Annotated in this window: 19 protein-coding genes and 1 pseudogene; 8 read left to right on the top strand and 12 right to left on the bottom strand. The window is 69.9% G+C overall.

Annotation, left to right across the window (positions count from 1 at the left end; translation table 11 throughout):
• Positions 1 to 861, top strand: a pseudogene (locus FK531_RS03875) (HNH endonuclease signature motif containing protein); the annotation flags it as partial.
• 104 nt (positions 862 to 965) lie between these two features.
• Complete coding sequence (locus FK531_RS03880; RefSeq protein WP_142095370.1) at positions 966 to 1,775, top strand: enoyl-CoA hydratase; 810 nt, start codon at positions 966 to 968, stop codon at positions 1,773 to 1,775.
• Between the two features lie 20 nt (positions 1,776 to 1,795).
• Here the strand turns inward: FK531_RS03880 and FK531_RS03885 are convergent, their stop codons facing one another.
• Positions 1,796 to 2,014, bottom strand: coding sequence for a hypothetical protein (locus tag FK531_RS03885; RefSeq protein WP_142095372.1), 219 nt, complete (start codon positions 2,012 to 2,014; stop codon positions 1,796 to 1,798).
• 202 nt (positions 2,015 to 2,216) lie between these two features.
• A complete protein-coding gene (locus FK531_RS03890; protein ID WP_142095374.1) occupies positions 2,217 to 3,977 on the bottom strand; it encodes a cytochrome c biogenesis protein DipZ in 1,761 nt (586 codons plus the stop codon).
• Between the two features lie 165 nt (positions 3,978 to 4,142).
• On the opposite strand from FK531_RS03890, the gene FK531_RS03895 reads away from it, so the two are divergent.
• Positions 4,143 to 4,808, top strand: coding sequence for a fasciclin domain-containing protein (locus FK531_RS03895; RefSeq protein ID WP_142095376.1), 666 nt, complete (start codon positions 4,143 to 4,145; stop codon positions 4,806 to 4,808).
• 201 nt (positions 4,809 to 5,009) lie between these two features.
• On the opposite strand, the gene FK531_RS03900 is transcribed toward FK531_RS03895, so the two are convergent.
• Together FK531_RS03900 and curA are read right to left on the bottom strand one after the other, a co-directional pair.
• The gene (locus FK531_RS03900) at positions 5,010 to 5,381 is read right to left on the bottom strand and encodes a YrdB family protein (RefSeq protein ID WP_142095378.1); all 372 of its coding nucleotides are present in this window, start codon (positions 5,379 to 5,381) and stop codon (positions 5,010 to 5,012) included.
• The gene (gene curA, locus FK531_RS03905; protein ID WP_142095380.1) at positions 5,378 to 6,406 is read right to left on the bottom strand and encodes an NADPH-dependent curcumin/dihydrocurcumin reductase; all 1,029 of its coding nucleotides are present in this window, start codon (positions 6,404 to 6,406) and stop codon (positions 5,378 to 5,380) included. The genes FK531_RS03900 and curA overlap by 4 nt, the downstream gene beginning before the upstream one ends.
• 162 nt (positions 6,407 to 6,568) lie before the next feature.
• On the opposite strand from curA, the gene FK531_RS03910 reads away from it, so the two are divergent.
• Complete coding sequence (locus FK531_RS03910; protein ID WP_246097856.1) at positions 6,569 to 7,474, top strand: polysaccharide deacetylase family protein; 906 nt, start codon at positions 6,569 to 6,571, stop codon at positions 7,472 to 7,474.
• A gap of 6 nt (positions 7,475 to 7,480) precedes the next feature.
• Here the strand turns inward: FK531_RS03910 and FK531_RS03915 are convergent, their stop codons facing one another.
• The 8 genes from FK531_RS03915 to FK531_RS03950 all read right to left on the bottom strand — a co-directional run bounded on the left by FK531_RS03915 (position 7,481) and on the right by FK531_RS03950 (position 16,921).
• Positions 7,481 to 8,905, bottom strand: coding sequence for an acyl-CoA synthetase (locus FK531_RS03915; RefSeq protein WP_142095382.1), 1,425 nt, complete (start codon positions 8,903 to 8,905; stop codon positions 7,481 to 7,483).
• Between the two features lie 22 nt (positions 8,906 to 8,927).
• Entirely contained in the window at positions 8,928 to 9,899 is a 972-nt protein-coding gene (locus FK531_RS03920; protein ID WP_142095384.1) for a proline dehydrogenase family protein, read from the bottom strand.
• A 2-nt stretch (positions 9,900 to 9,901) separates the two neighbouring features.
• The gene (gene pruA, locus FK531_RS03925) at positions 9,902 to 11,545 is read right to left on the bottom strand and encodes an L-glutamate gamma-semialdehyde dehydrogenase (RefSeq protein WP_142095386.1); all 1,644 of its coding nucleotides are present in this window, start codon (positions 11,543 to 11,545) and stop codon (positions 9,902 to 9,904) included.
• 158 nt (positions 11,546 to 11,703) lie between these two features.
• Positions 11,704 to 12,801, bottom strand: coding sequence for a succinyldiaminopimelate transaminase (dapC, locus tag FK531_RS03930; protein WP_142095388.1), 1,098 nt, complete (start codon positions 12,799 to 12,801; stop codon positions 11,704 to 11,706).
• A 1-nt stretch (position 12,802) separates the two neighbouring features.
• Entirely contained in the window at positions 12,803 to 13,126 is a 324-nt protein-coding gene (gene fdxA, locus FK531_RS03935; RefSeq protein ID WP_142095390.1) for a ferredoxin, read from the bottom strand.
• Positions 13,127 to 13,242: 116 nt separating this feature from the next.
• On the bottom strand, positions 13,243 to 14,064 hold the full coding sequence (locus FK531_RS03940) for a hypothetical protein (RefSeq protein WP_142095392.1): 822 nt from the start codon (positions 14,062 to 14,064) through the stop codon (positions 13,243 to 13,245).
• Positions 14,061 to 16,661, bottom strand: a complete 2,601-nt coding sequence (locus FK531_RS03945) for a bifunctional FO biosynthesis protein CofGH (protein WP_246097858.1) — start codon at positions 16,659 to 16,661, stop codon at positions 14,061 to 14,063. Before FK531_RS03945 ends, FK531_RS03940 begins: the two co-directional genes overlap by 4 nt.
• Before the next feature lie 77 nt (positions 16,662 to 16,738).
• Positions 16,739 to 16,921, bottom strand: coding sequence for an Rv3202a family protein (locus FK531_RS03950; RefSeq protein ID WP_142095394.1), 183 nt, complete (start codon positions 16,919 to 16,921; stop codon positions 16,739 to 16,741).
• A gap of 115 nt (positions 16,922 to 17,036) precedes the next feature.
• On the opposite strand from FK531_RS03950, the gene FK531_RS03955 reads away from it, so the two are divergent.
• The 4 genes from FK531_RS03955 to FK531_RS03970 all read left to right on the top strand — a co-directional run bounded on the left by FK531_RS03955 (position 17,037) and on the right by FK531_RS03970 (position 22,842).
• Positions 17,037 to 17,516: a PH domain-containing protein gene (locus FK531_RS03955; RefSeq protein ID WP_142096578.1), complete on the top strand. Its 480-nt coding sequence runs from the start codon at positions 17,037 to 17,039 to the stop codon at positions 17,514 to 17,516.
• Positions 17,517 to 17,635: 119 nt separating this feature from the next.
• Entirely contained in the window at positions 17,636 to 19,111 is a 1,476-nt protein-coding gene (locus tag FK531_RS03960) for a PH domain-containing protein (protein ID WP_142096581.1), read from the top strand.
• Positions 19,112 to 19,141: 30 nt separating this feature from the next.
• On the top strand, positions 19,142 to 22,135 hold the full coding sequence (locus FK531_RS03965) for an alpha-mannosidase (RefSeq protein WP_142095396.1): 2,994 nt from the start codon (positions 19,142 to 19,144) through the stop codon (positions 22,133 to 22,135).
• Complete coding sequence (locus FK531_RS03970; RefSeq protein ID WP_142095398.1) at positions 22,132 to 22,842, top strand: uracil-DNA glycosylase; 711 nt, start codon at positions 22,132 to 22,134, stop codon at positions 22,840 to 22,842. The genes FK531_RS03965 and FK531_RS03970 overlap by 4 nt, the downstream gene beginning before the upstream one ends.
• Positions 22,843 to 22,893 lie beyond the last annotated feature (51 nt).

Here is a 22,893-nt window from a genome sequence, read left to right on the forward strand (position 1 = left end):
CGCCCGGCCCGGCATGAACAACCCCGACGACCCCGACTCACCCGCCGGCGACGCCGAATCCCCGAACCTCGACCACGATGCCCTCGCGAAGGCCGCGGCCCGCGACACCCGCACCGCCGGACAACGAGGCCACGACGCCCTCAAAGCCGGGCTGCGGCACCTGCTCGCATCGGGGGTACTGGGCAGTCACCGCGGACTCCCGGTCACCGCGATCATCACCATGACTTTGCAGCAACTCGAGGACGCCACCGGGGTGGCAACGACCGCCGGCGGCGGGATCGTCCCCATCCGCGACGCCCTGCGAATGGCCGAACACGCGCACCCGGTGCTGTGCCTGGGGGCACCTCCCTGCACGAAGTGCTTGGGGGATTCGACCACCACGGCCGACCCCTGCACCTGGGCCGATCCAAACGGCTCGCCACCCCCGACCAACGCCTGGCATTGATCGCATCCTCCCGCGGCTGCACCCGCCCCGGCTGCGACGCACCCGCCACCATGACCGCCGTCCATCACATCCGAGAGTGGAACGACGGCGCCGGCACCGACATCACCAACGAAGACCTCGCCTGCGACGCCTGCCACGCCCTCGTCAAGGACGGACCCACGGGGTGGAGAACCCGCACCGCCCCACCGGAATCCGAGCATCCCGGCCGCACCGAGTGGATCGCACCCGCCCACATCGACCCCGACCGACAACCGCGCATCAATCACCGCCACCACCTGGACGAGCTCCTCGCCCAGGCACTCCAACGCGCCCGCGCACGCCGGGACGCGGAACTACGGCGACACCGCGCACAGCGGAACCGCCACATCGGCACCGAGCCCGGCGACGATGCGCCCAACGACGGCGACGCCCCGTGACCCACAGGTCCCGCCAGACCGCCTTCGAGAACCCGGGACCGGGCGTGCCCACTCGACGTAGTGTCGGCTGGTCCGACCCGTTGCAGCAGAACAGGAGACCACCCGTGAGCTTTGTCCTCGTCGAGCGGCCGCGCGAGAACGTCGCGCTGGTGACCCTGAACCGCCCGGAGCGGATGAACGCGATGGCGTTCGACGTGATGGTGCCACTCAAGGAGTCGCTCGAGGCGATCAGCAACGACAACTCGGTGCGCGCGGTGGTCCTCACCGGGGCCGGCCGCGGGTTCTGCTCGGGCGCCGACCAGGCCTCGGCGGGCAGTCCGCCGCACATCGACGGTCTCACCCGACCCTCGATTGCGCTGCGCGCCATGGAGATCCTCGACGACGTGGTGCTCGCGATCCGTCGAATGCACCAGCCGATGATTGCCGCGGTGAACGGGGCCGCGATCGGCGGTGGCTTCTGCCTCTCGCTGGCGGCCGACATCCGCCTGGCCTCCCCCGACGCCTACTTCCGCGCCGCGGGAATCAACAACGGGCTCACCGCGAGCGAACTCGGGCTGAGCTACCTACTGCCGCGCGCGATCGGTTCGTCGCGAGCATTCGAGATCATGCTGTCGGGCCGCGACATCACCGCCGAGGAAGCCGAGCGGATCGGACTGGTCTCACGCCTCGTGCCCGGCACCGACCTCCTCGACGAGTCCTTCGCGCTGGCCGAACGGATTGCCGCATTTTCGAGGCCCGGTGTCGAGCTCACCAAGCGGACGCTGTGGTCGAGCCTGGACGCCTCCTCGATGGCCCAGCACATGAACCAGGAAGGACTCGGCCAGTTGATGATCCGGCTGATGACCGACAACTTCGAGGAGGCGACACTGGCCCGTCGAGAGAAGCGAGACCCGGTCTTCCGGGACATGCGCTGACGGGGCCCGCAGGCGCGGCGTCAGCCCAGCAGCGCCAACGCGTCACCGAGGGTCTCGACGGTGTCGAGTCCGGACCGCACCCGTTGATCGTCACGCATCCGCTGCAACGTCGAACGGCCGTCGACCACCACACATTCGACCACCATCGAACGCAGTCGCATGCCGATCTCGCTCACCGTCGCCCCCACCCGGGAATCGATCCCGCGGACCGCCTCGAGGTCCAGGATCACTGCACTCACACCCGTCCGACCCGCCTCCTCGACGATCAATTCGCCTACCGCAAGCGCATTCTCGTCATCACGCAGGGGCGGAACCCCGACCACGAGACAGCCCGAAACCTCCACCATCGGCACGTCCGGATTCACATTGCCCCCTCATCTTCCTTCTCGTCGCTTGTCATCCACTCGTTCCCCCGTTGCGTTACACGACCACCAGGCACAGCTATCCATAGGTGAACGAGAACGCCTGCAGCCCTTGTGAGAGCGTCACCTCGAGACGACCGGCCTGTGTGGTGTCGGCGGCGACGATCTGGTGCAGCGTCGGTGGACCACTGATCGGCACCGTGGTCGACTTCCCGTTCCTGGTGACAGTAGCGGTCCCGGCTCCGCCGACGACGAGGTACACGTTGCGCGCGTGGTAGTTCAGCGCAATGCTCGACGTGTCGCTCTCCGCGGTCGCGCCCTGGTAGTCGAGGCTCCACTGTCCGCGGTACGCGAAGCTGTCAGCGGGCAGCGATGCCGGATAGTCGAAGGTCGCGGCGCCCTGGTCGTACGCGCCGCCGCCACCGTAGTTGACCACCTTGCCGACCCCGAGGTAAGTCTCGGGAGTGGTGCTCGCCTGAGGTGTGCTGTCCGACGCGGTGGACGACGCAGGCAACGGAGCGCTCGGGTTGGCGTCGCGAAGCAACTGACGAATCAGGTTCTCCGTCACGTCGTAGTCACCCTCTCCGAACTTGATGTGCCGCACGGTGCCGGTGGCATCGATCAGGTACTCCGCGGGCCAGTAGCTGTTGCGGTAGTTGGTCCAGGTCGAGTAGTTGGTGTCCAGCGCGATCGGATAGTCGATGTGCAGGCCCGCGGCACCGGCCGCGACGTTGCTCTCGACGCGTTCGAAGGCGTACTCGGGCGTGTGTACGCCGATCACCTCGAGGCCCGCGTCCCGGTAGGTGTTGTACCAGTCGACGACGTGTGGGATGGCGCGTTGGCAGTTGATGCACGAATAGGCCCAGAAGTCGACGAGGGTGACTTTGCCGCGCAGGGACGTCAGGTCGATCGGCGCGCCGCCCGGAGTGTTCAACCATCCGGTGATGCCCGTGATGTCCGGTGCCGTACCACAGTTTTCGAGCGTCGCCGCGTCGCTGCTACAGTTCGACAGCTCACGATTCTGGTCGGTGACGATGCCGCCGAGGTTGAGTTTCTCCTGGACCTGGCTGCTGCCCGCGACCTTGTCCTGCAGCCCGCCGGTGTAGTCGGGGATGGCGCGCTGCAGTACCGCCGGCAGGTTGAATACGAGGCCGACGGCAAGCGCGATCATCAGCAGGCCGCCGACCACCCGAATCTGGCGTTGGTGGTTGCGAAAGGCGCTGACCCGCTCCGCTACTCGACGACCCGCGAGCGCGAAGATCAGCAGCGGCAGCGCGGCGCCGATGGCGAACGACAGGGTCAACGCGACGGTCTGGAGACCGATCTGCCCGGTGGCTCCCGCGACGACGATGGCGGCGAGAACCGGCCCCGCACAGGGGACGTAGAGCACGCCGAGTGCAAGTCCGAGACCGAATCCGCTCTTGCCCGCCCCGACCTGCCGCTGCGGCAGTCGGGCGAAGGGGCGCTCGAGCAGATGCTCGACGCGCGGAAAGATCAGGCCGAGGCCGATGAGGGTGAGCACCACGAGCCCGGCCCACCGCACCGCGTCCTGCGGGAGATGCAACAGCGTCAGCAGGGCCGAGCCGGCGAGAGTGAACACACTGAAACTGAGCACCAGTCCGGCGATCACCCGGTAGGGGCGCAGTGCCTCGCCTACCGAGCGGGTCGGCGGCGGCGCCGCGATCAGCACGTCCCCGGCCACCTCCGGTGATCGAGCGGACTCACGGGTGCGGGCGTTCTGTGCGCCGGAGAAGAAGATGACCGGCAGGACGGGGAGGATGCACGGGGAGATTCCGGTGATCAGTCCGCCCAGGAACCCGATGAGCACGATGGTGTACATGCACGATATTCGGAGCCGGCCTCGTCTCGGCTTGGTCGCGCTGCCCGAGCTGCACTGAAAGAAACTCTCCGCTCCGACCCATCCGGTCGTGACTCGGCGCCGAATACCCAGTCGACAGAGCTGACGGCGACGGCAATCGTGCCGTCCGAGAAGGAGTGACCGATTATGAAGAGTGTTCAGCGAAAGGCATTCGCGGCGGCCGGAATTGCCGCAGTTGCTGTTCTGGGCCTGTCGGCATGTTCGAGCGACAGTTCGGACTCGTCGTCGGATTCGACGGCGATGTCGCAGCAGAAGACCTCGGCGATGACGGCGCCGAGCGGCCAGATGAGTGCGGCCGCGGATCTGGTGGGACCGGGCTGCGCCGACTACGCAGCCAAGGTGCCGACCGGCCCCGGTTCGGTGACCGGCATGGCTCAGGACCCGGTAGCCGTGGCGGCGTCGAACAACCCGCTGCTGACCACCCTGGTCTCGGCGGTCTCGGGCAAGCTCAACCCGAACGTCAACCTGGTGGACACGCTCAACGGTGGTCAGTTCACCGTCTTCGCGCCGGTGGACTCTGCGTTCGGGAAGATCGATCCGGCCACGATCGACTCGCTGAAGACCGATTCGGCGACTCTGACGAAGATCCTCACCTACCACGTGGTGCCGGGTCAGATCAGCCCGAAGAACATCGACGGCCAGCACAAGACCGTCGAGGGCGGCTCGGTGACGGTGACGGGATCCGGCGACACCCTGAAGGTCAACGACGCGGCGGTGATCTGCGGCGGTGTCCACACCGCCAATGCGACCGTCTACCTCGTCGACTCGGTTCTGATGCCTCCGGCGCAGTAGCCGCCGCCGGCGCACCGGAGGGGTGTGCGCCGCAGGTCGCCGGTGCGGCCACCGGGTGAGAAGTCTCGACCCGCAGACCTACGTTCCGGTCTGCGGGTCGAGGTCGAACACGACGCGGTCATTGGTCGCCGGGTTGCGAAACTTCGTGCTGGCAGCGAGATTACGGCCACCGATGTCGGTGATGCTGCTACCTGGGCTTTCCTACCGCGCGTGCAGTTCTCGTCGGCACGACTGTCCGAACACCAGCACGGACACCGCGAAGAAAGCGGCTCCGACCGGCCAGCCGAGGAACAGTCCGATCACCACCCCCGCCACCGCGAACAACGCAGTCTGCGCGTACAGCCGCATCGGGTTGCCCAGCCGGCGGCGGGACGTCGGCGCCATCCACACCGACCAGATCCCCGCCGCCACCACGGGCAAGGCGATCGCCGCGACCACCCTCGACGGCACTGAATCGGCGGACGCGGCGCCGGCGAGGGCGAGCAGGATCAGCATCGCCAGTTCGCACAGGAACGCCAGCAGGTCGAGCGCGCCGACGCGGGCCTCCGGCTGGTGCCCGACCAGCCCGGTCATGCGTCGGCCACCTTCACCAGGAGTTTGCCGAAGTTCTTGCCCCGCAGCAGCCCGATGAACGCCTCGGGAGCGTTCGTCAGCCCGTCGACGATGTCCTCGCGGTAGCCGACCTTGCCGTCCCGCACCCATCCGGACATGTCCAGCATGAAATCCGCGAACGACTCCTTCACGAACTCGGACTGGATGAAGCCGCGCACGGTCAGGCTCTTGGTCAGGATGCGGCTCATCAGCGCCGGGGCCCGGTCCGGACCCGCAGGCGCCGAGGTGAGGTTGTAGTTCGCGATCAATCCGCACACCGGCACCCGCGCGTAGGTGTTGAGCAGCGGCAACACCGCATCCCACACCTGGCCGCCGACGTTCTCGAAGTAGACGTCGATGCCGTTCGGGACCGCCGCGGCCAGCTGATCTGCGAAATCGGGTGCACGGTGGTCGATCGCGGCGTCGAAGCCGAGCTCGTGCAAGTAGGCGCACTTCTCGGGACCGCCCGCGATCCCGACCGCCCGCGCGCCCTTGATCCTGGCGATCTGCCCGACCGCCGAGCCGACGGGTCCGGTTGCCGCGGCCACCACCACCGTCTCGCCCGGCTGTGGCTTCCCGATCCGCAGCAGTCCGGCGTATCCGGTGAATCCGGGCATGCCGAGCACCCCGAGGGCCGTCTCCACGGGCGCGAGGCTCGGGTCGATCTTGCGGACGTGCTTCGCGTCGGCGACCGAGTGGCTCTGCCATCCCGAGAAGGACAGCACCACATCACCACTGGAGTAACCGGGGTCGCGTGACTCGATCACAGTGCAGACTGTGCCACCGACCATGACGTGACCGAGCGCGACCGGGTCGGCGTACGACTCGGCATCACTCATCCGTCCGCGCATGTAGGGGTCCAACGACAGGTAGCGGGTCTCGAGCAGCAACTGCCCCTCACCTGGCACGGGCAGCGGCGCCGACTCGATCCGGAAATCGGACGGCTGGGGCTCGCCCACGGGGCGCGAAGCGAGCACGATGCGGGTGTTCTCTGCAGGCTGGCTCATGTTTGTCGAGGCTAGTCCCGAATCGCGGGAAAAGTCCTCAGGAACGAGGTTCGCTCGCCTCGGCCGCCGAACCGTGACCGGCTCGTGAACTCTGCGCGAACCGTGACAGTTTCGTTAAGGCTCGACGCGCCGATCCGAGCGCCGGCACCTTAGGCTTCGTGCGTGCATGCGAGAGTGACCCGCCGGGCAGTGCTGCTCGGACTGATCGGGGGCGGCATCGGCGCCGCGAGCTGGGTATACGTCGAACCCTCCCTCGCCAGCCCGGTACCACCGGACGCCCCGCTCCCTCCACCGGCGCCTCCGGGCTCCGGGTCCGTCGCCCCCTGGTTCACCGAGCCACTCCCTCCGCCCCCGCCGGACCCGGCGGCAGTGAAGGCGAAGTACGCGACAGCGGTCCCGCACGAGTGGGGCACGGCGGTGACCGGGGCTCGAACCCGACTCGCGTCCGCCGGTCGCCGACTCGCGCTGACCTTCGATGCCTGCGGCGGTCCGGGTGGTGGCAGCGCAGTGGACACCGCGATCCTCGATCTGCTCGAGCGCGAGAGGATCGCGGCCACCCTGTTCCTCAACAGCCGCTGGATCGAAGCCAACCCGGCGCTCGCGGTCCAGTTGGCCGCGAACCCGCTGTTCGAACTCGGCAATCACGGGACGCGGCACCTTCCCCTGTCGGTGACCGGCCGCAGCGCCTACGGCATCGCGGGCACCCGGTCCGCGGCCGAGGTGGTCGACGAGGTGTGGGCGAACCACCAACGGCTGCAGCAGATCACCGGCGCGGCACCGCGCTGGTTCCGGCCCGGCACCGCGCACTGCGACGAGGTCGCGACCGCGATCGTCCGCGACCTCGGCGAGGAGGTGGTTGGTTTCACGGTGAACGGTGACGCCGGCGCCACCCTGCCGGCCGCCAAGGTTCAGGGCGCACTGACCGCCGCCGCACCCGGCTCGATCGTGATCATGCACATGAACCGACCCAAGGGCGACACCGCCAAGGGGCTGGCCGCCGCCCTTCCTGCATTGCGCCGCGCGGGAACGGAATTCGTCACCCTCAGCGGAGCCGCCGGGCTCGCCTGACAGCGCTCAACCCAGCAGCTTCTTCTGCACCTTGCCCATCGCGTTGCGCGGCAACGAGTCGACCACCCGAATCTCGCGCGGCCGCTTGTGCACCGACAGCTCGCCCGCCACGTGCTCGATCAGCGCCGCCGGGTCCACCGCGTCGCCGACGACGAACGCCACCACGCGCTGGCCCAGGTCGTCGTCGGCCAGGCCGACGACCGCGACTTCCCGCACCGACGGGTGCCCGAGTAGCGAGGTCTCCACCTCGCCGGCCCCGATCCGGTACCCGCCGGACTTGATGAGGTCGGTCGACTCGCGCCCGACGATCCGATGGAAGCCGTCGGCGTCGATCGCCGCGACGTCGCCGGTGACGAACCAGCCGTCCTCGGTCCACGATTCCGCGGTCGCGTCGGGCCGGTTCAGGTACCCGTCGAAGAGCATCGGGCCGCGCACCTGTAGCCCGCCGATGGACTCGCCGTCGTGGGGCACCGGCGCCCCGCCCTCGCCGACGAGCCTGGTCTCGACGCCCTGGACCGGGGTGCCCACCCAGCCGGGGCGGCGTTCGCCGTCGGCCCGGGTACTCAGGGTGATCATCGTTTCGCTCATGCCGTAGCGCTCGATCGGCGTCAGTCCTGTCAGTTCGACGAGCCGGGAGAACACCGGAACCGGCAGCGGCGCGCTGCCCGAGACCAGCAGCCGCGCCCCACTCAGTGCGCGGGCCGCCTCCTCGTCCTCGACCACCCGGGACCAGACGGTCGGGACGCCGAAGTACAGCGAACCGCGCGCCTGCGTGTAGGCCCGCGGGGTGGGCTTGCCGGTGTGGATCAGCCGGCTGCCCACCCGCAACGGTCCGAGCAGCCCGAGAATGAGGCCGTGCACGTGGAACAGTGGAAGTCCGTGCACCAGAGTGTCTTTCGCGGTCCACTGCCAGGCCTGCGCGAGCGCGTCGAGACCGGCGGCGATGACGCCCCGGCTGAGCAGCACGCCCTTCGGCGGCCCGGTGGTGCCCGAGGTGTAGAGCACGAAAGCGATCGACGACGGGTTCGGCTCGGGGTGACTGTGCCAGTCGCGGGCATGCAGCCGCACCGGTACCACCGGAAGGGTGCCTGCTCGGGAACTCGGCGGAATGTCCCTGTTCTCCGGTGCCGTACCGAGCCACGCCTGCGCACCGGAGTCGGACAGGATGTGCGCGAGCTCGGCGGGACCGGAATCCGGGGGCACCGGCACGACGGTGACCCCGGCGAGCAGGCACCCGACTATCGCGACGACCGTGGTCGCGGAAGGCTCGGCGAGCACGGCGACCCGCTCGGCGCCGGCGAGGCGCCTGGCCAGGGCCCCGGCGCCGCCCACGATGTCGCTGCGCGACAGGGTGTGGCCGTCGATCCGCACGGCGTCGGGCAGGTCGTCGCCCCGGGCAACGGCGAGGGGGTTCAGTGAACGCAGCAGCACGCCGTCCAGCGTCTCACACGGTCTAGCCGCGGGTGGCGAGCGAGCGCAGGAAGAAGGTGAGGTTCGCCGGGCGTTCGGCGAGCCTGCGCATGAAGTAGCCGTACCACTGGCCACCGTAGGGCACGTACACCCGCACCTGTGCACCCCCAGCGGCCAACCGTGCCTGCTCGACATCCCGGATCCCGTAGAGCATCTGGTGTTCGTAGTCCCCCGCCCCTCGGCCCGCCCCGGCCGCCGACGCGGCGGCCGCGTCGACCATCACCGGGTCGTGCGAGGCCACCATCGGGTAGCCCTGCCCGTCCATCAGGACGGTCAGGCAGCGCAGGTACGACGCGTCCACCTCCGCCCGGGACTGGTAGGCCACCGACTCCGGTTCGCGGTACGCACCCTTGCACAACCGAATTCGCGATCCCGGTCCCGAAAGGTCGCGGCAGTCCCCCTCGGTTCGCCGCAGGTACGCCTGCAGCACCGTGCCCAGCCACGGGTAGTCCGCGCGCAGTTCGGTGACGATCGACAGGGTCGAGTCAGTGGTGGTGTGGTCCTCCGCGTCGACGGTGACCCACACGCCGGCCTCCTGCGCCGCCGCACACAGGTGGTGGGCGTGCTCGAGCGCCACCGCCCGACCATCGGACGGCAGTGCCTGCCCGAGAGCGGACAGCTTCACCGACACCTCGAGCCGGCGCGTCTCCCCCGCTGTGCGGGCCTCGGGCAGTCGCGCCAGTTCCGCCAGCAGGGACCGGTATTCGGCGACCGCCGCGCGTGCCTGAGTGAGGTCGGTGGTGTCCTCGCCGAGGTGGTCGATGCTCACCATCCGGCCCGAGTCGAGCAGCGTGCGGGCTGCCACGAGCGCATCGGACCGGGTCTCGCCCGCGATGAACCTGGTCACGATGGACCTGGTACCGGGCGCACGGGTGATCGCCGACTTGACCCTGGGTGAGCGGGCCGCGGCGAGGATCGCGGGGCGGAGCGGATTCGCCAGCGCCCGGGGCACCACGGTCAGGCCTCCGGCCCCATGTGCGGGTACCGGTAGTTCGTCGGAGGGACGAAGGTCTCCTTGATCGTGCGCGCGGAGGTCCAGCGCAGCAGGTTGATCGGCGAGCCCGCCTTGTCGTTGGTCCCCGAGGCGCGGGCCCCGCCGAAGGGTTGCTGGCCGACGACCGCGCCGGTCGGCTTGTCGTTGACGTAGAAGTTCCCGGCGGTGAATCTCAGTGCGGCGGCGGCCTTGTCGACCGCGACACGGTCGTCCGCGATCACCGATCCGGTCAGTGCGTAGGGCGCGGTGGCGTCGACCACCTCCAGCAACCTCTCGAATGCGTTCGGTGCCGCGTCGTCGTAGACGTGCACCGAGAGCACCGGACCGAAGTACTCGGTGGCGAACGACTCGTCGGCCGGGTCGTCGGCGAGCAGGACCGTCGGACGCACGAAGTAGCCCTCGCTGTCGTCGTACTTGCCGCCGACGGCGATCTCGACCCCGGCGGCGCCGCGGGCGCGCTCGATGGCCGCGACGTTCTTGTCGTAGGCCGCGCGGTCGATCAGCGCCCCACCGAAGTTCGACAGGTCGGTCACGTCACCGTAGGTGAGTTCGTCCGCCTCGGCGAGGAAGTCTGCACCCATCCGCTCCCACACCGAGCGCGGTACGTACGCCCGCGAAGCGGCCGAGCACTTCTGACCCTGGTACTCGAATGCGCCGCGCACCATGGCCGTTCGCAGCACGTCCGGGTCCGCCGACGCGTGCGCGACGATGAAGTCCTTGCCACCGGTCTCCCCGACCAGCCGCGGGTACCCGTGGTAGCGGTCGATGTTGCTGCCCACCTCCCGCCACAGGTGCTGGAAGGTGCGGGTCGAGCCGGTGAAGTGAATGCCCGCCAGGCGCGGATCACCCAGCGCCACATCGGAAACCGCCGCACCGGACCCGGTGACCAGGTTGATCACCCCGGGCGGCAGGCCGGCCTCCTCGAGCAGTTTCATCGTCCAGTAGGCGGCGAGGGTCTGGGTGGTCGCGGGCTTCCACACGACGGTGTTGCCCATCAGCGCGGGTGCGGTCGGCAGGTTGCCCGCGATCGCGGAGAAGTTGAACGGGGTGATCGCGTAGACGAAGCCCTCGAGCGGACGGTACTCCATCCGGTTCCACACGCCGGGACCGGACGTCGGCTGCTCGGCGAGGATCTGCCGTGCGAAATGCACGTTGAACCGCCAGAAGTCGACCAGCTCGCAGGGGGCGTCGATCTCCGCCTGCTGCACGGTCTTCGACTGCCCCAGCATCGTTGCGGCGGCGAGGGTCTCGCGCCACGGCCCGGCCAGCAGGTCCGCGGCGCGCAGCAGCACCGCGGCGCGGTCGTCGAAGGACAGCGCCCGCCAGCCGGGGGCGGCGGCGACCGCCGCGCTGACGGCCGCGTCGGCGTCCTCGTGGGTGGCGTCGGTGAGGGTGCCGAGCACCGCGCGCCGGCGGTGCGGCTGCACCACCTCGACCCGAGTGCCGCGGCCCTGCCGGTGCACGCCACCGATGACGTGCGGCAGGTCGATGTGGTCGGCGGCCAGCTCGGCCAGTTCGGTTGCGAGGATCGTGCGTTCGCGACTGCCCGGTGCGTACGCGTGCACCGGCTCGTTGGCGGGCGCGGGAACCTGAGTGACGGCGTCCATGCTGCCTCCTGCCCCGAGGAATCGCTCCCGGGCGGCACCCCGGCAACGTCTAACCAGGAACTCGAATCCAGGCTAGCCCACACGGCGAATGCGCTCCGTGCTTGTGCGCGATCGTGACCCCGGCCGGGGTCACGATCGGGCACGGGCAGCGCAGCTGCTCACAAACGCGAGGCCGCCGCCGCGATCCGCTCGTCGGTCTCCGTCAGCGCCATCCGCACGTGCCGGCGACTGCCAGGACCGTAGAAATCACCCGGCGCGACCAGGATTCCGCGCTCGGCGAACCAGTCGACGGTGTCGCGGCAGGCCTCCTCGCGGGTCACCCACAGGTAGAGCCCGGCCTCGGAGTTGTCGACCGTGAACCCGGCGCCGCGGACCGCGTCGAGCAGCACCTCGCGGCGCTTGCGGTACCGCTCACGTTGCTCGTTCTCGTGCTCGTCGTCGCCCAGCGCCGCCGTCATCGCGGCCTGCACGGTCGTCGGCATGATCATGCCGGCGTGCTTGCGGACCTCGAGCAGTTCGGCGACGAGCGCCGGGTCGCCGGTGACGAAGCCGGCCCGGTAGCTGGCCAGGTTCGAGGTCTTCGACAGCGAGTGCACGGCCAGCAGACCGGTGTGGTCACCGTCCGACACCCGCGGGTCGAGGATCGAGTAGGCCTCGGCCTCCCAGGTCAGGCCCAGGTAGCACTCGTCGGACACCACGATCGCGCCGCGCTGACGGGCGAAGTCCACGACCTTGCGCAGGTGGTCGATGCCGAGCACCTTGCCGGTCGGGTTCGACGGCGAGTTGACGAAGATCAGCGCCGGGCTCTCGGGCCCCAACCGCATCGTGCCGTCGGCGCGCAGCACCCGACAGCCGGCCAACAGGGCCCCTACCTCGTAGGTCGGGTACGCGACCTCCGGGATCACCACCAGGTCGTCGGCGCCGAGGCCGAGCAGACGCGGCAGCCAGGCAATCATCTCCTTGGTGCCGAGCGCGGGCAGCACCGCAGCCGGGTCGATCCCCGTGACCCCGTACCGTCGGGCCAACGCGGACGCCGCCGCGGCACGCAGCTCCGGGGTGCCGTGCGTCGTCGGGTACCCGGGCACCTCCGACACCGACGCCAGGGCCTCGCGAATCAGCGGTGCGACCGGGTCGACCGGGGTTCCGACGGACAGGTTGACGATGCCGCCGGGATGCGACTGCGCCTTCGCCTTGGCGTCGGCAAGCGAGTCCCACGGAAAGTCGGGCAGTCCTCGGGAGACGGGTGTACGGGGCAAGTCAGTCCTCGCCCATGGGGGGCAACGCCTTGATGAACGGCGGGTCGTAGTCGACCTTGCCGAGCTTGGCGGCGCCGCCGGGAGAGCCGAGCTCGACGAAGAAGTCGACGTTCGCGCTCACGTACGCGTTCCACTGGTCCGGCACGTCGTCCTCGTAGAAGATCGCCTCGACCGGGCAGACCGGCTCGCAGGCGCCGCAGTCCACGCACTCGTCGGGGTGGATGTAGAGCATCCGGCCGCCCTCGTAAATACAGTCGACGGGGCACTCCTCGATGCACGCCTTGTCGAGCACATCCACGCACGGTTCAGCAATCGTGTAGGGCACTGCCGCTGCCTTTCTGAACGGACCTGTTTCGTCGAGCGCACAACGCGAACGCTCACGAGTTACTAGTATCACCCCTCCGAACCGCACCCGGCCGCGCAGGGTGCCCTCAGGGTGAGTCAGACGGTGGTGGCTCCGAGGGCGCCGGTGTGCTCGACCGCGGTGCGCACCGTGTGCCCGTCGATCCACCGCCGGCCCTGCACCGCGGCGTCGAACAGCGCCCCGCGCTCCCCGAGGTAGTCCGCGACCGCGCCGAGGAACGGCACGTGCCCGAGGACCTGGTACGGCCGGGACGGTTGCGGCCGCTTGTGCAGCTCGTCCGGGATGGCCCGCAGTGTCCGGGCAGTACGCCACAGTCCGCCGAGCATGGCCAGCGGACGCCAACCCGCCGCCGACTCGTCCGACGGTTCCCCGGCCCGCTCCTGTGCGAGCAGCGTGCGCGCGTCCGTCGAGCGCTTGCACAACACGGCCGCGAGCATGTCGACCTGGGCGCTGCGGTCGGTGACGCCCAACTCGCGGGCGACGGCGACCAGCACCAGCGTCTGGTTGGCGAACCCGAGCAGGTCCTGCAGCGGCAGGCGCTTCGCGAGCGGCCCGAGCACGCCGGGGAACGCGACCACGATGGTGTTGAGCAGCCCCAGCCTGGTCAGCCACCAGCGGGCGCGGCGCTCGTCGCTGGCCCGCACCCAGGCCGCGGTGCCGGGCACCTCGGCGAGGTCCAGCAGCCACGCGGCCCCGTCGAGCGACTTCTCGACGAGACTCCGATCCTCGGCGTTCGGCAGGAACGTGCGCGCCTTGATGCCCAGCGGGTCGCTGCTCGCCAGGTCGAGCAGCGGGTTGACCCCCCACGCCGCCCGCTCGAGAACCGCGACGACGCGTCCGTCGCCGATGAGGTCCCCGGCGTTCCGATCCTTGGCGGCCTTCCGATCCTGTGCGTTCATGAAACCCCCACTCTCTCGGCATAGCTGGTCGTGCGCTGTCGAGCCGGTCGACCGATCCCCTCGGCGATGGCCCGCAGTTCGGCGACGGACATCTGCGAGCCGTGCTGCGAACCCGCCATCCGCGAGATGGTCTCCTCCATCAGTGTGCCCCCGAGGTCGTTGGCGCCGCCCTGCAACATCGCCTGGGTGCCCTCGGTGCCGAGCTTGACCCAGCTGGTCTGGATGTTCGGGATCCGCCCGTGCAGCATCACCCGGGCCAGCGCGTGCGCCGCCCGGTTGTCACGTCGGGTCGGGCCGGGTCGCGAGGCGCCGGCCAGGTACAGCGGCGACGACTGGTGCACGAACGGCAGCAGCACGAACTCGGTGAATCCGCCGGTGCGGTCCTGGATTCCGCGCAGGACGTTCAGATGCCCCACCCAGTGATGCGGCTGGTCCACGTGGCCGTACATCATCGTCGAACTGGACCGCAGGCCCACCTCGTGCGCAGTGCTGACCACGTCGATCCACGTGCTCGTCGGGAGCTTGCCCTTGGTGAGCACCCAGCGCACCTCGTCGTCGAGGATCTCCGCCGCCGTGCCGGGAATCGTGTCGAGTCCCGCCTCCCGCAGTTCGGTCAGCCAGTCCCGCACACTCTGCCCGCCTCGGGAGGCGCCGTTGACGATCTCCATCGGGCTGAAGGCGTGCACGTGCATCGACGGCACCCGTGCCTTGACCGCGCGCACCAGGTCCGCGTAGCCGGTGACGGGCAGTTCGGGGTCGATCCCGCCCTGCATGCAGACCTCGGTGGCCCCGGCGACGTGCGCCTCCCAGGCCCGGTCCGCGACCTCGTTCGCGGACAGGGTGAATGCGTCGGCGTCGCCCTTGCGCTGTGCGAACGCGCAGAAACGGCAACCGGTGTAGCAGATGTTGGTGAAGTTGATGTTCCGGTTCACCACGTAGGTGACCTCGTCACCGACCGCCTCGCGGCGCAGCGCGTCGGCGAGGGCGACCAGGGCCTCGAGCCCCTCGCCGTCAGCGTTGGCCAGCGCCCGGTACTCGTCGTCGGTGCAGCCGGCGGGATCGGCCTCGGCGCTGCGCAACGCCGCCAGCACGTCGGTGCCCACCCGGGCCGGCGCACTCAGCGAGAGCACCTGCTCGCGCACGGTCTCCCAGTCGCCGAACGCGCTGCCCAGGTCGGAACGGGTCTCGGTGTTGCGGCCCTGGGTGTCGATCTCGGTGTTCAGGTCGACGCGACCCGTCGACGCCCACGTCTCGTCCGGCTCCTGCCACGGCAACCCGACCGGCCGGGTGTCGTGCCGGGCCAGACCCGTCACTGGGTCCGCCAGTGCATGCACGTGCGCGCTGATCCGCGGGTCGATCCAGGGTGAGCCGGCCACCACGTACTTCGGCTGCGCCGCCGTCCGCTCGACGAGCTCGAAACCCGCCTCTGCGGTGAGCGCGGCGAGGGTGTCCAGGTTCGGCCAGGGACGCTCGGGGTTGACGTGATCGGGGGTGAGCGGGGACACCCCACCCCAGTCGTCGACGCCGGAGGCGATCAACTCCAGGCACTCCTGCCCGGATACCAGGTTCGGCGGTGACTGGATGCGCATCGACGGTCCGAGCACCAGTCGGGCGACGGCGATCGCGGCGCGGAACTCCGCTATCCCGGCGTCCGGAGTCTCGCGCATCGCGGTGTCATCCTTGGCAAGGAAGTTCTGGATGATGACTTCCTGGATGTGCCCGAAGGCCTTGTGCGACTGGCGAATCGCCATGATCGACTCGGCCCGCTCGGTCATCGACTCGCCGATACCGACCAGGATGCCGGTGGTGAACGGCACCGAGAGCCGACCCGCGTCGGTAAGCGTGCGCAGCCGCACGGCGGGGTCCTTGTCGGGGCTGCCGTAGTGGCACTCGCCCTTCTCCGTGAACAGCCGCGTCGAGGTGGTCTCGAGCATCATGCCCATCGACGGGGCGACCGGCTTGAGCCGGTTGATCTCCTCCCAGCTCATCACCCCCGGATTGAGGTGCGGGAGCAGACCGGTCTCCTCGAGCACCCGGATCGACATCGCGCGCAGGTAGTCGAGGGTGGAGTCGTAGCCGCGGGACTCGAGCCACTCCTGCGCCTCCGGCCAGCGCGCCTCGGGCCGGTCACCGAGGGTGAACAGCGCCTCCTTGCAGCCCAGTTCCGCGCCGCGGCGAGCGATGTCGAGGACCTCGTCCGGGTCCAGGTACATCCCGTGGCCCTCGGCGCGCAGTTTGCCGGGCACCGTCACGAAGGTGCAGTAGTGGCACTTGTCGCGGCACAGCCGGGTCAGCGGAATGAAGACCTTGCGGGAGTAGCTGACCGTCCTCGGCCTGCCCGCGGCCTCGAGGCCGGCGTCACGGACCCGCGCCGCCGAGACGGACAGGTCGTCCAGGTCCGCGCCACGCGCGTGCAGCAGCACCGTCGCCTCGTCGACATTGAGCGTGGCACCGTCGCGGGCCCGGCGCAGCGCACGCCGCATCGCCGATGCGGACGGGACGGCCACCTCCCGCTTTACACCCGAAGGCATGGCCGGGTCGGGCAGCATCGCGGGCGTGGTGGTGTCGTCGTCGCTCGTGGTCACGCGTTCGATCATGCGCCATCGACGGAGACTTGTGCCACAGCAGGTGGGTGCTCGCTCCGCAGGCTCCGCTCAGGCAGGTCGGTGCTCGCTCAGCCGCGCGGGTAGTCCTCGTCGTCGGGCACACTGCGCTGCTGCTCCGCCGCATCGGCCTCGTTCACTTCGAGCGCGTCGGTCGTGTTCTCCTCCGCGTCCTCGGCTTCGTCCGGCCCGCCGACCTCGGTGCCCTGCTCGACACCGTCCGCCTCGGGAACCTCGGGTTCGAATCGGTCCATGTGCACCTCCTGCTAGCCCCACGGTCCAGGCTAGTAGGCGCCGCGCGCACGTGCGGCGCAGCCGCCGGTCGGGCAGGCTGAAGGTGTGAGCAGCCCCGTACCGGCGGTCGTGACCATGGCGGACCCGCAGTGCCGGCCCAGTCGCAAAGCGCCGCGTCTGTGGGCGATCAACGCCGTGCTGGTGTGGACCCCCGTCTTCGTCGCGCAGGTCGTGTGGGCGGTGATCGCGGGACGGTGGACCACCTGGCCGCATGTCACGGTGTTCGCGGCGACCCTCGCGCTCGCGCTCGCGCACGTGCTGGTGGTCCCGCAGTGGCGGTACCGCGTGCATCGCTGGGAGGTCAGTCCGAGCGCGGTGTACACCCGGACGGGGTGGTTCAACCAGGAGCGACGCATCGCCCCGATCTCCCGGATCCAGACGGTCGACACCGAGCGCGGGCCGATCGACCGACTGCTCGGTCTGGCCACGGTCACGGTCACCACGGCGTCGTCGGCGGGGGCCGTCAAGATCACCGCACTGGACCAGGACGTCGCCGACGCGACTGTCGCCCAGCTGACCGAGATCGCCGGCCGCAACCTCGGGGACGCGACGTGAGTGCGCCGGGCCGCGTCGGCGTGCCCAGTCCGGCGCCGGGCACGGCTCCCCCGGAGGCCTCGGGCGACGAGGCACTCGCCGCAGAAGAAGAGCAGCCCTGGCTGCGTCTGGACAAGCGGATGCTGCTGGTGCATCCGGTCAACGAGGTCGTCAGACTCCTTCCGGTACTGCTGATCTCTCTCGTCCTCGGCAGCCGAACGGGCAACCACCTCTGGGGGCTCGTCGCGGTAGCCGTTCTGGTGATCTTCGCGCTGCTCCGCTGGTTCACCACCAGCTACCGACTCGGCCCGGTGCACGTGCAGCTGCGGTCGGGCATCTTCCAGAAGAAGTTGCTGTCGGTGCCGCGCAACCGGATTCGCTCGGTCGACGTGGAAGCCGGTGTGCTGCACCGCATGCTCGGACTGTCCGTGGTGCGCGTCGGCACCGGACTGCGTACGGGCCGGCCCGGCGAATCGTCGAAGTTCGAGCTCAACGCCCTCGACTCCAGGCTGGTTCCGGCGCTGCGCGTGGCCCTGCTCGCCCGACATCTCGACGCCCAGACCCTCGACGAACGGGAGTCCGCCACACCGCAATCCGCGGGACCGCCGGAGGCACCGGAGGTAGAGATCGCGCACTGGTCGCCCCGCTGGGTGCGCTACGCACCATTCTCGGTCACCGGTGTACTCACCGTCCTCACACTGGTCGGTGTGGCCTTCCAGTACGGCGTCGGCGAGCAGATCGCCCGTTCGTCGGCCGTTTCACGCGGGCTCGACTCGGCGCAGCGGCTCGGCACCACGGCAGCCGTACTCGCCGGGCTGTTCCTGCTGCTGGCCCTCGCGAGCGCGCTGGCGTGCGTGCGCTACCTCGTCGCGTTCAGCAATCTTCGCGTCACCGACGACGGGCATGTGCTGCACGTGAGCCACGGACTGCTCAAGACCCGACAGAGCACCCTGGATCGGACCAGGCTGCGCGGCACCACGCTGCACGAGCCGCTGCTGCTGCGACTCGCCCACGGTGCACGACTGGACGCGATCATGACAGGCGTCGCGGTGGAGAGGCGGCACTCGTCGATGCTGCTGCCGCAGGCCCCGCACGCGGAGGCCACCCGCATGATGGGAATCGTCCTGCGCGAGCAGCACTTCCCCACCGACGTCACCGGGCCCCTCACCGAGCACGGACCCCGTGCGCGGCGCCGCCGGTACACCCGTGCGCTGTTACCGGTCGCCGTCCTCGCCGCGGCCGACGCCGTCGCGGCCGCGTTCGGCGCGAGCACCGGTTGGCCGGCGGTGGTCGTACTGGTGCTGCTCGCCGGGTTCGCCGCCGCACTCGCCCACGACCGCTACCGCGGGCTGGGCCACGCAACGCCACCCGGCTGGCTGGTGACCTCGAGCGGTTCCCTGGACCGCGGCCGCCACAGCCTCGAGGCCGACGGCATCGTCGGCTGGACCGTGCGCCAGACCTTCTTCCAACGGCGCGCGGGGGTGGCCACGATCGTCGCGGCGACGCCCGCCGGCACCGGCCACTACGAGGTGATCGACCTGCCCGTCGAGCGGGCGTGGGGCCTGGTCGAGTCGGTGGCCCCCGGGGCGGGCGACATCTGGAGCACCACAACCTGATCCGATCGAACCACAACCGTGGAGGTCCCGATGCACGACGACCGTCTGATCGTGGAGGCGCGGCTGCGCCGGTTCGTCGATCAACGGTTGGGCGCGGCGTTGTACCGGGAGAGCGCGGCGGCCACACTCGAGGCATGGCCGGTGCCCGACGAGCCGGTACCGGTCGCCGAGGCTCTCGTGCAGGAGTTCACCCCGATCTCGGTCGGTGCGTGCTGGGGCCGCCCCTGGTCCACGCTGTGGCTGCACGCGACCGGATCCGTCCCCGCGCACTGGCTCGACCGCCCGGGACTGGAGCCCGAACTGGTGGTCGACCCCGGATTCACCGGCGGTCCCGGTTTCAACGCGGAAGCGCTGGCCTACCGCCCGGACGGCAGTGCGATCAAGGCCGTCTCGCCGATGAACGACCACGTGCCGGTGGACCCGTACCGCCCGCTCGACGTCTACCTGGAACTGGCCGCCAATCCGGACGTTGCCGGTGCCGGGTTCCGGCCGACGGCGCTGGGCGACAAGTCCACCGCGGGCGAGGAACCGCTCTACCGACTGCGCCGGGTCGACCTCGCGCTACGCGACCTCACGGTGTGGGAACTGACCCAGGACATCGCGGTGCTCGATGGGCTGATGCACGCGCTGCCGTTCGACCTGCCACGCCGGCACGAGATCCTGCGGGCGCTGGAGAGGATGCTCGACGCCGTCGACCCCGACGACATCGCGGGGACCGCCGCGAACGGGCGCGAACAGTTGCGCGAGGTGCTCGCCCGACCGGCCTACGCCAGCGCGCACCACCTGATCGCGGTCGGGCATGCCCACATCGACTCGGCCTGGCTCTGGCCGGTGCGCGAAACCGTCCGCAAGTGCGCACGCACCTTCGCGAATGCCGTTGCCCTGATGGAAGATCACCCCGGCTTCCGGTTCGCCTGTTCCTCGGCCCAGCAGCTCGCCTGGGTCAAGGAGGACTATCCGGAGCTGTTCGAGCGGATCCGGGCGAGGGTGGCCACCGGCCACTTCGTTCCGGTCGGCGGCATGTGGGTGGAGGCGGACACCAACATGCCGGGCGGCGAGGCACTGGCACGACAGTTCGTGGCGGGCAAACGGTTCTTCCTCGAGGAGTTCGGCGTAGACACCCCGGAGGTCTGGTTGCCCGATTCGTTCGGGTACTCGGCGGCTCTGCCGCAACTGGTCCGGCTGTCGGGATCGCAGTACTTCCTCACCCAGAAGATCTCGTGGAACCAGACGAACCGGATGCCGCACCACACCTTCCGATGGGAGGGTATCGACGGCACGCAGGTGTTCACGCATTTCCCGCCCGTCGACACCTACAACTCGGAGCTGTCCGGTCACGACCTCGGCCACGCCCAGCGCAATTACCGGGAACAGGGCGCGGGCACAGTGTCGCTCGTTCCGTTCGGCTGGGGTGACGGCGGCGGTGGACCGACCCGGGAGATGCTGGCCGCCGCACGCCGCACCCGTTCACTCGAGGGCTCCCCGACGGTGACGCTGGACTCTCCCGTGAACTTCTTCCGCCAGGCGCAGGCCGAGTACCCGGCACCGCCGGTGTGGTCCGGCGAGCTCTACCTCGAGCTGCACCGCGGCACGTACACCTCGCAGGCAAAGACCAAGCAGGGCAATCGGAGAAGCGAACACCTGCTCCGGGAGGCCGAGCTGTGGGCGGCCACCGCGGCCGTGCGGTCGGGCGCGGACTACCCGTACGACGAGCTCGAGCAGGTGTGGCACACGGTGCTGCTACAGCAGTTCCACGACATCCTGCCCGGCAGCTCCATCGCCTGGGTGCACCGCGACGCCGAGCGCAACTACGCCGCGATCGCCGCGAAACTGGAGGAGACCATCGCCGCTGCGGTCCACGCGCTCGTCGGCGAGGGCGTGGTCCCGTTGACCCTCAACGCAACTCCGAACGCGTGCGCCGCCGTTCCGCCCCTGGGCATCGACGTACCGGAGACCGCCAGCGAGCCGACTCGGATCACGGCAGACGGCACGGGATTCACGCTCGACAACGGACTGCTGCGCGCTGCGATCACGTCCGACGGCCTGCTCGCCTCGCTGGTCGACGCCACCGGCCGCGACGCCGTCGCGCCGGACAGTGCCGGAAATCTGCTCCAGCTGCACCGGGACCTGCCGAACCAGTGGGACGCCTGGGACATCGACGAGTGCTACCGCCGTACCGTCACCGACCTCCGCGAGGCGGACTCCGTGGGCCCGGACGGCGACGCCATCGTGGTGCGCCGGTCCTTCGGCGACTCGACCGTGGTGCAGCGACTCGCACTCGCACCCGGTGCGGGCGCACTGGAGGTCACCACCGAGATCGACTGGCACGAGCGGCAGAAGCTGCTGAAACTCGCCTTCCCCTTCGACGTGCACGCCGATCGCAGTGCGGCCGAGATCCAGTTCGGCCACGTCTTCCGCCCGACGCACTCCAACACCTCCTGGGACGTCGCGAAGTTCGAGATCTGCGCGCACCGCTGGGTCCACGTCGGGGAACCGGGCTACGGCGTCGCGGTCGCGAACGACTCCACCTACGGTCACGACATCACCCGTTCCACCCGGCCGGAGGGTGGCACCACGACCACGGTGCGGCTGTCACTGCTGCGCGCTCCGCTGTACCCGGACCCGCAGTCGGACCAGGGTGTGCATGTGCTGAAGGTCTCGGTACGCCCCGCGTCGTCGATTGCCGACGCGGTCGCGGAGGGCTACCGGATCAACCTGCCGCCGCGCACCGTCCACGGTGGCAGGTCGGTCGAACCGTTGGTGCGGGTGTCCAACCCGTCGGTGGTGGTCGAGGCGGTGAAGCTCGCCGAGGACCGGAGCGGCGACGTCGTCGTACGGCTGTACGAGTCCACGGGCGGTCGCTCCACCGCGGAGGTCGAGGTGCGGTTCCCGCACACCGGTACCGAGTTCGTCGACCTGCTCGAACGACGCGTCGCCACCCCGCCCGGCTGTGCCGCCGGTTCCGGGCCGATCGTGTTGGCGCTGCGCCCCTTCCAGATCGTGACGCTGCGGGTGCGGCGATGAGCCGCCGCACCCTGGCCGAGATGGACGCCGAACTTGTCGATTGCCGCCGGTGCCCGCGACTGGTCGCCTGGCGGGAACAGGTGGCGGTCGAGAAGCGAGCCGCCTTCCGCGACGAGACCTACTGGGGCAGGCCGGTACCCGGTTTCGGTCCGCCCGACGCTGCGATGCTGATCGTCGGGTTGGCGCCCGCCGCGCACGGCGGCAACCGCACCGGGCGGATGTTCACCGGCGACCGCAGCGGCGATGTGCTGTTCGCGGCTCTGCACGCGGTCGGGCTGGCCAACCAGGCCACCGCCGTCAGTCGCGACGACGGTCTGGCCCTGCGCGGAGTCCGGGTCACAGCACCGGTGCACTGCGCTCCCCCGGACAACAAGCCCACACCGACCGAGCGGGACACCTGCCGACGCTGGATCGACGAGGAACTGCGGCTGCTCGCCCCGACCCTGCGGTCGGTGGTCGTGCTCGGCGGGTTCGGCTGGCAGGCACTGTTTCCCGCGCTCGCCGATGCCGGCTGGGCGGTGCCGAGGCCGCGACCGAAGTTCGGTCACGGCGCGCATGTCGTGCTCGCGAACGGGCAGGGACAGCCACTGGACGTGTTCGGCTGCTTCCATGTCAGCCAGCAGAACACCTTCACCGGCAGGCTCACGCCGGCCATGGTCGAGGCGGTGCTGGCCGACGCGGGTCGGGCCGCCGGGCTGCTGGGCTAGGAGCCGGAGCCGTGGGGTAACGAGTGGCCTGTGGTGTGGAAGCGGTTTCCT

This window comes from Rhodococcus spelaei (assembly GCF_006704125.1).
Taxonomy (GTDB): Bacteria; Actinomycetota; Actinomycetes; order Mycobacteriales; family Mycobacteriaceae; genus Rhodococcus_G; species Rhodococcus_G spelaei.

Excerpts from the sequence above, each read along its gene's own strand:
- FK531_RS03890 (WP_142095374.1), bottom strand. The coding sequence starts at position 3,977 with ATGTACACCATCGTGCTCATCGGGTTCCTGGGCGGACTGATCACCGGA.
- FK531_RS03895 (WP_142095376.1), top strand. The coding sequence starts at position 4,143 with ATGAAGAGTGTTCAGCGAAAGGCATTCGCGGCGGCCGGAATTGCCGCA.
- FK531_RS03900 (WP_142095378.1), bottom strand. The coding sequence starts at position 5,381 with ATGACCGGGCTGGTCGGGCACCAGCCGGAGGCCCGCGTCGGCGCGCTC.
- curA (WP_142095380.1), bottom strand. The coding sequence starts at position 6,406 with ATGAGCCAGCCTGCAGAGAACACCCGCATCGTGCTCGCTTCGCGCCCC.
- pruA (WP_142095386.1), bottom strand. The coding sequence starts at position 11,545 with ATGGACGCCGTCACTCAGGTTCCCGCGCCCGCCAACGAGCCGGTGCAC.
- FK531_RS03940 (WP_142095392.1), bottom strand. The coding sequence starts at position 14,064 with ATGAACGCACAGGATCGGAAGGCCGCCAAGGATCGGAACGCCGGGGAC.
- FK531_RS03945 (WP_246097858.1), bottom strand. The coding sequence starts at position 16,661 with ATGATCGAACGCGTGACCACGAGCGACGACGACACCACCACGCCCGCG.
- FK531_RS03950 (WP_142095394.1), bottom strand. The coding sequence starts at position 16,921 with ATGGACCGATTCGAACCCGAGGTTCCCGAGGCGGACGGTGTCGAGCAG.
- FK531_RS03955 (WP_142096578.1), top strand. The coding sequence starts at position 17,037 with ATGGCGGACCCGCAGTGCCGGCCCAGTCGCAAAGCGCCGCGTCTGTGG.
- FK531_RS03960 (WP_142096581.1), top strand. The coding sequence starts at position 17,636 with ATGCTGCTGGTGCATCCGGTCAACGAGGTCGTCAGACTCCTTCCGGTA.
- FK531_RS03965 (WP_142095396.1), top strand. The coding sequence starts at position 19,142 with ATGCACGACGACCGTCTGATCGTGGAGGCGCGGCTGCGCCGGTTCGTC.
- FK531_RS03970 (WP_142095398.1), top strand. The coding sequence starts at position 22,132 with ATGAGCCGCCGCACCCTGGCCGAGATGGACGCCGAACTTGTCGATTGC.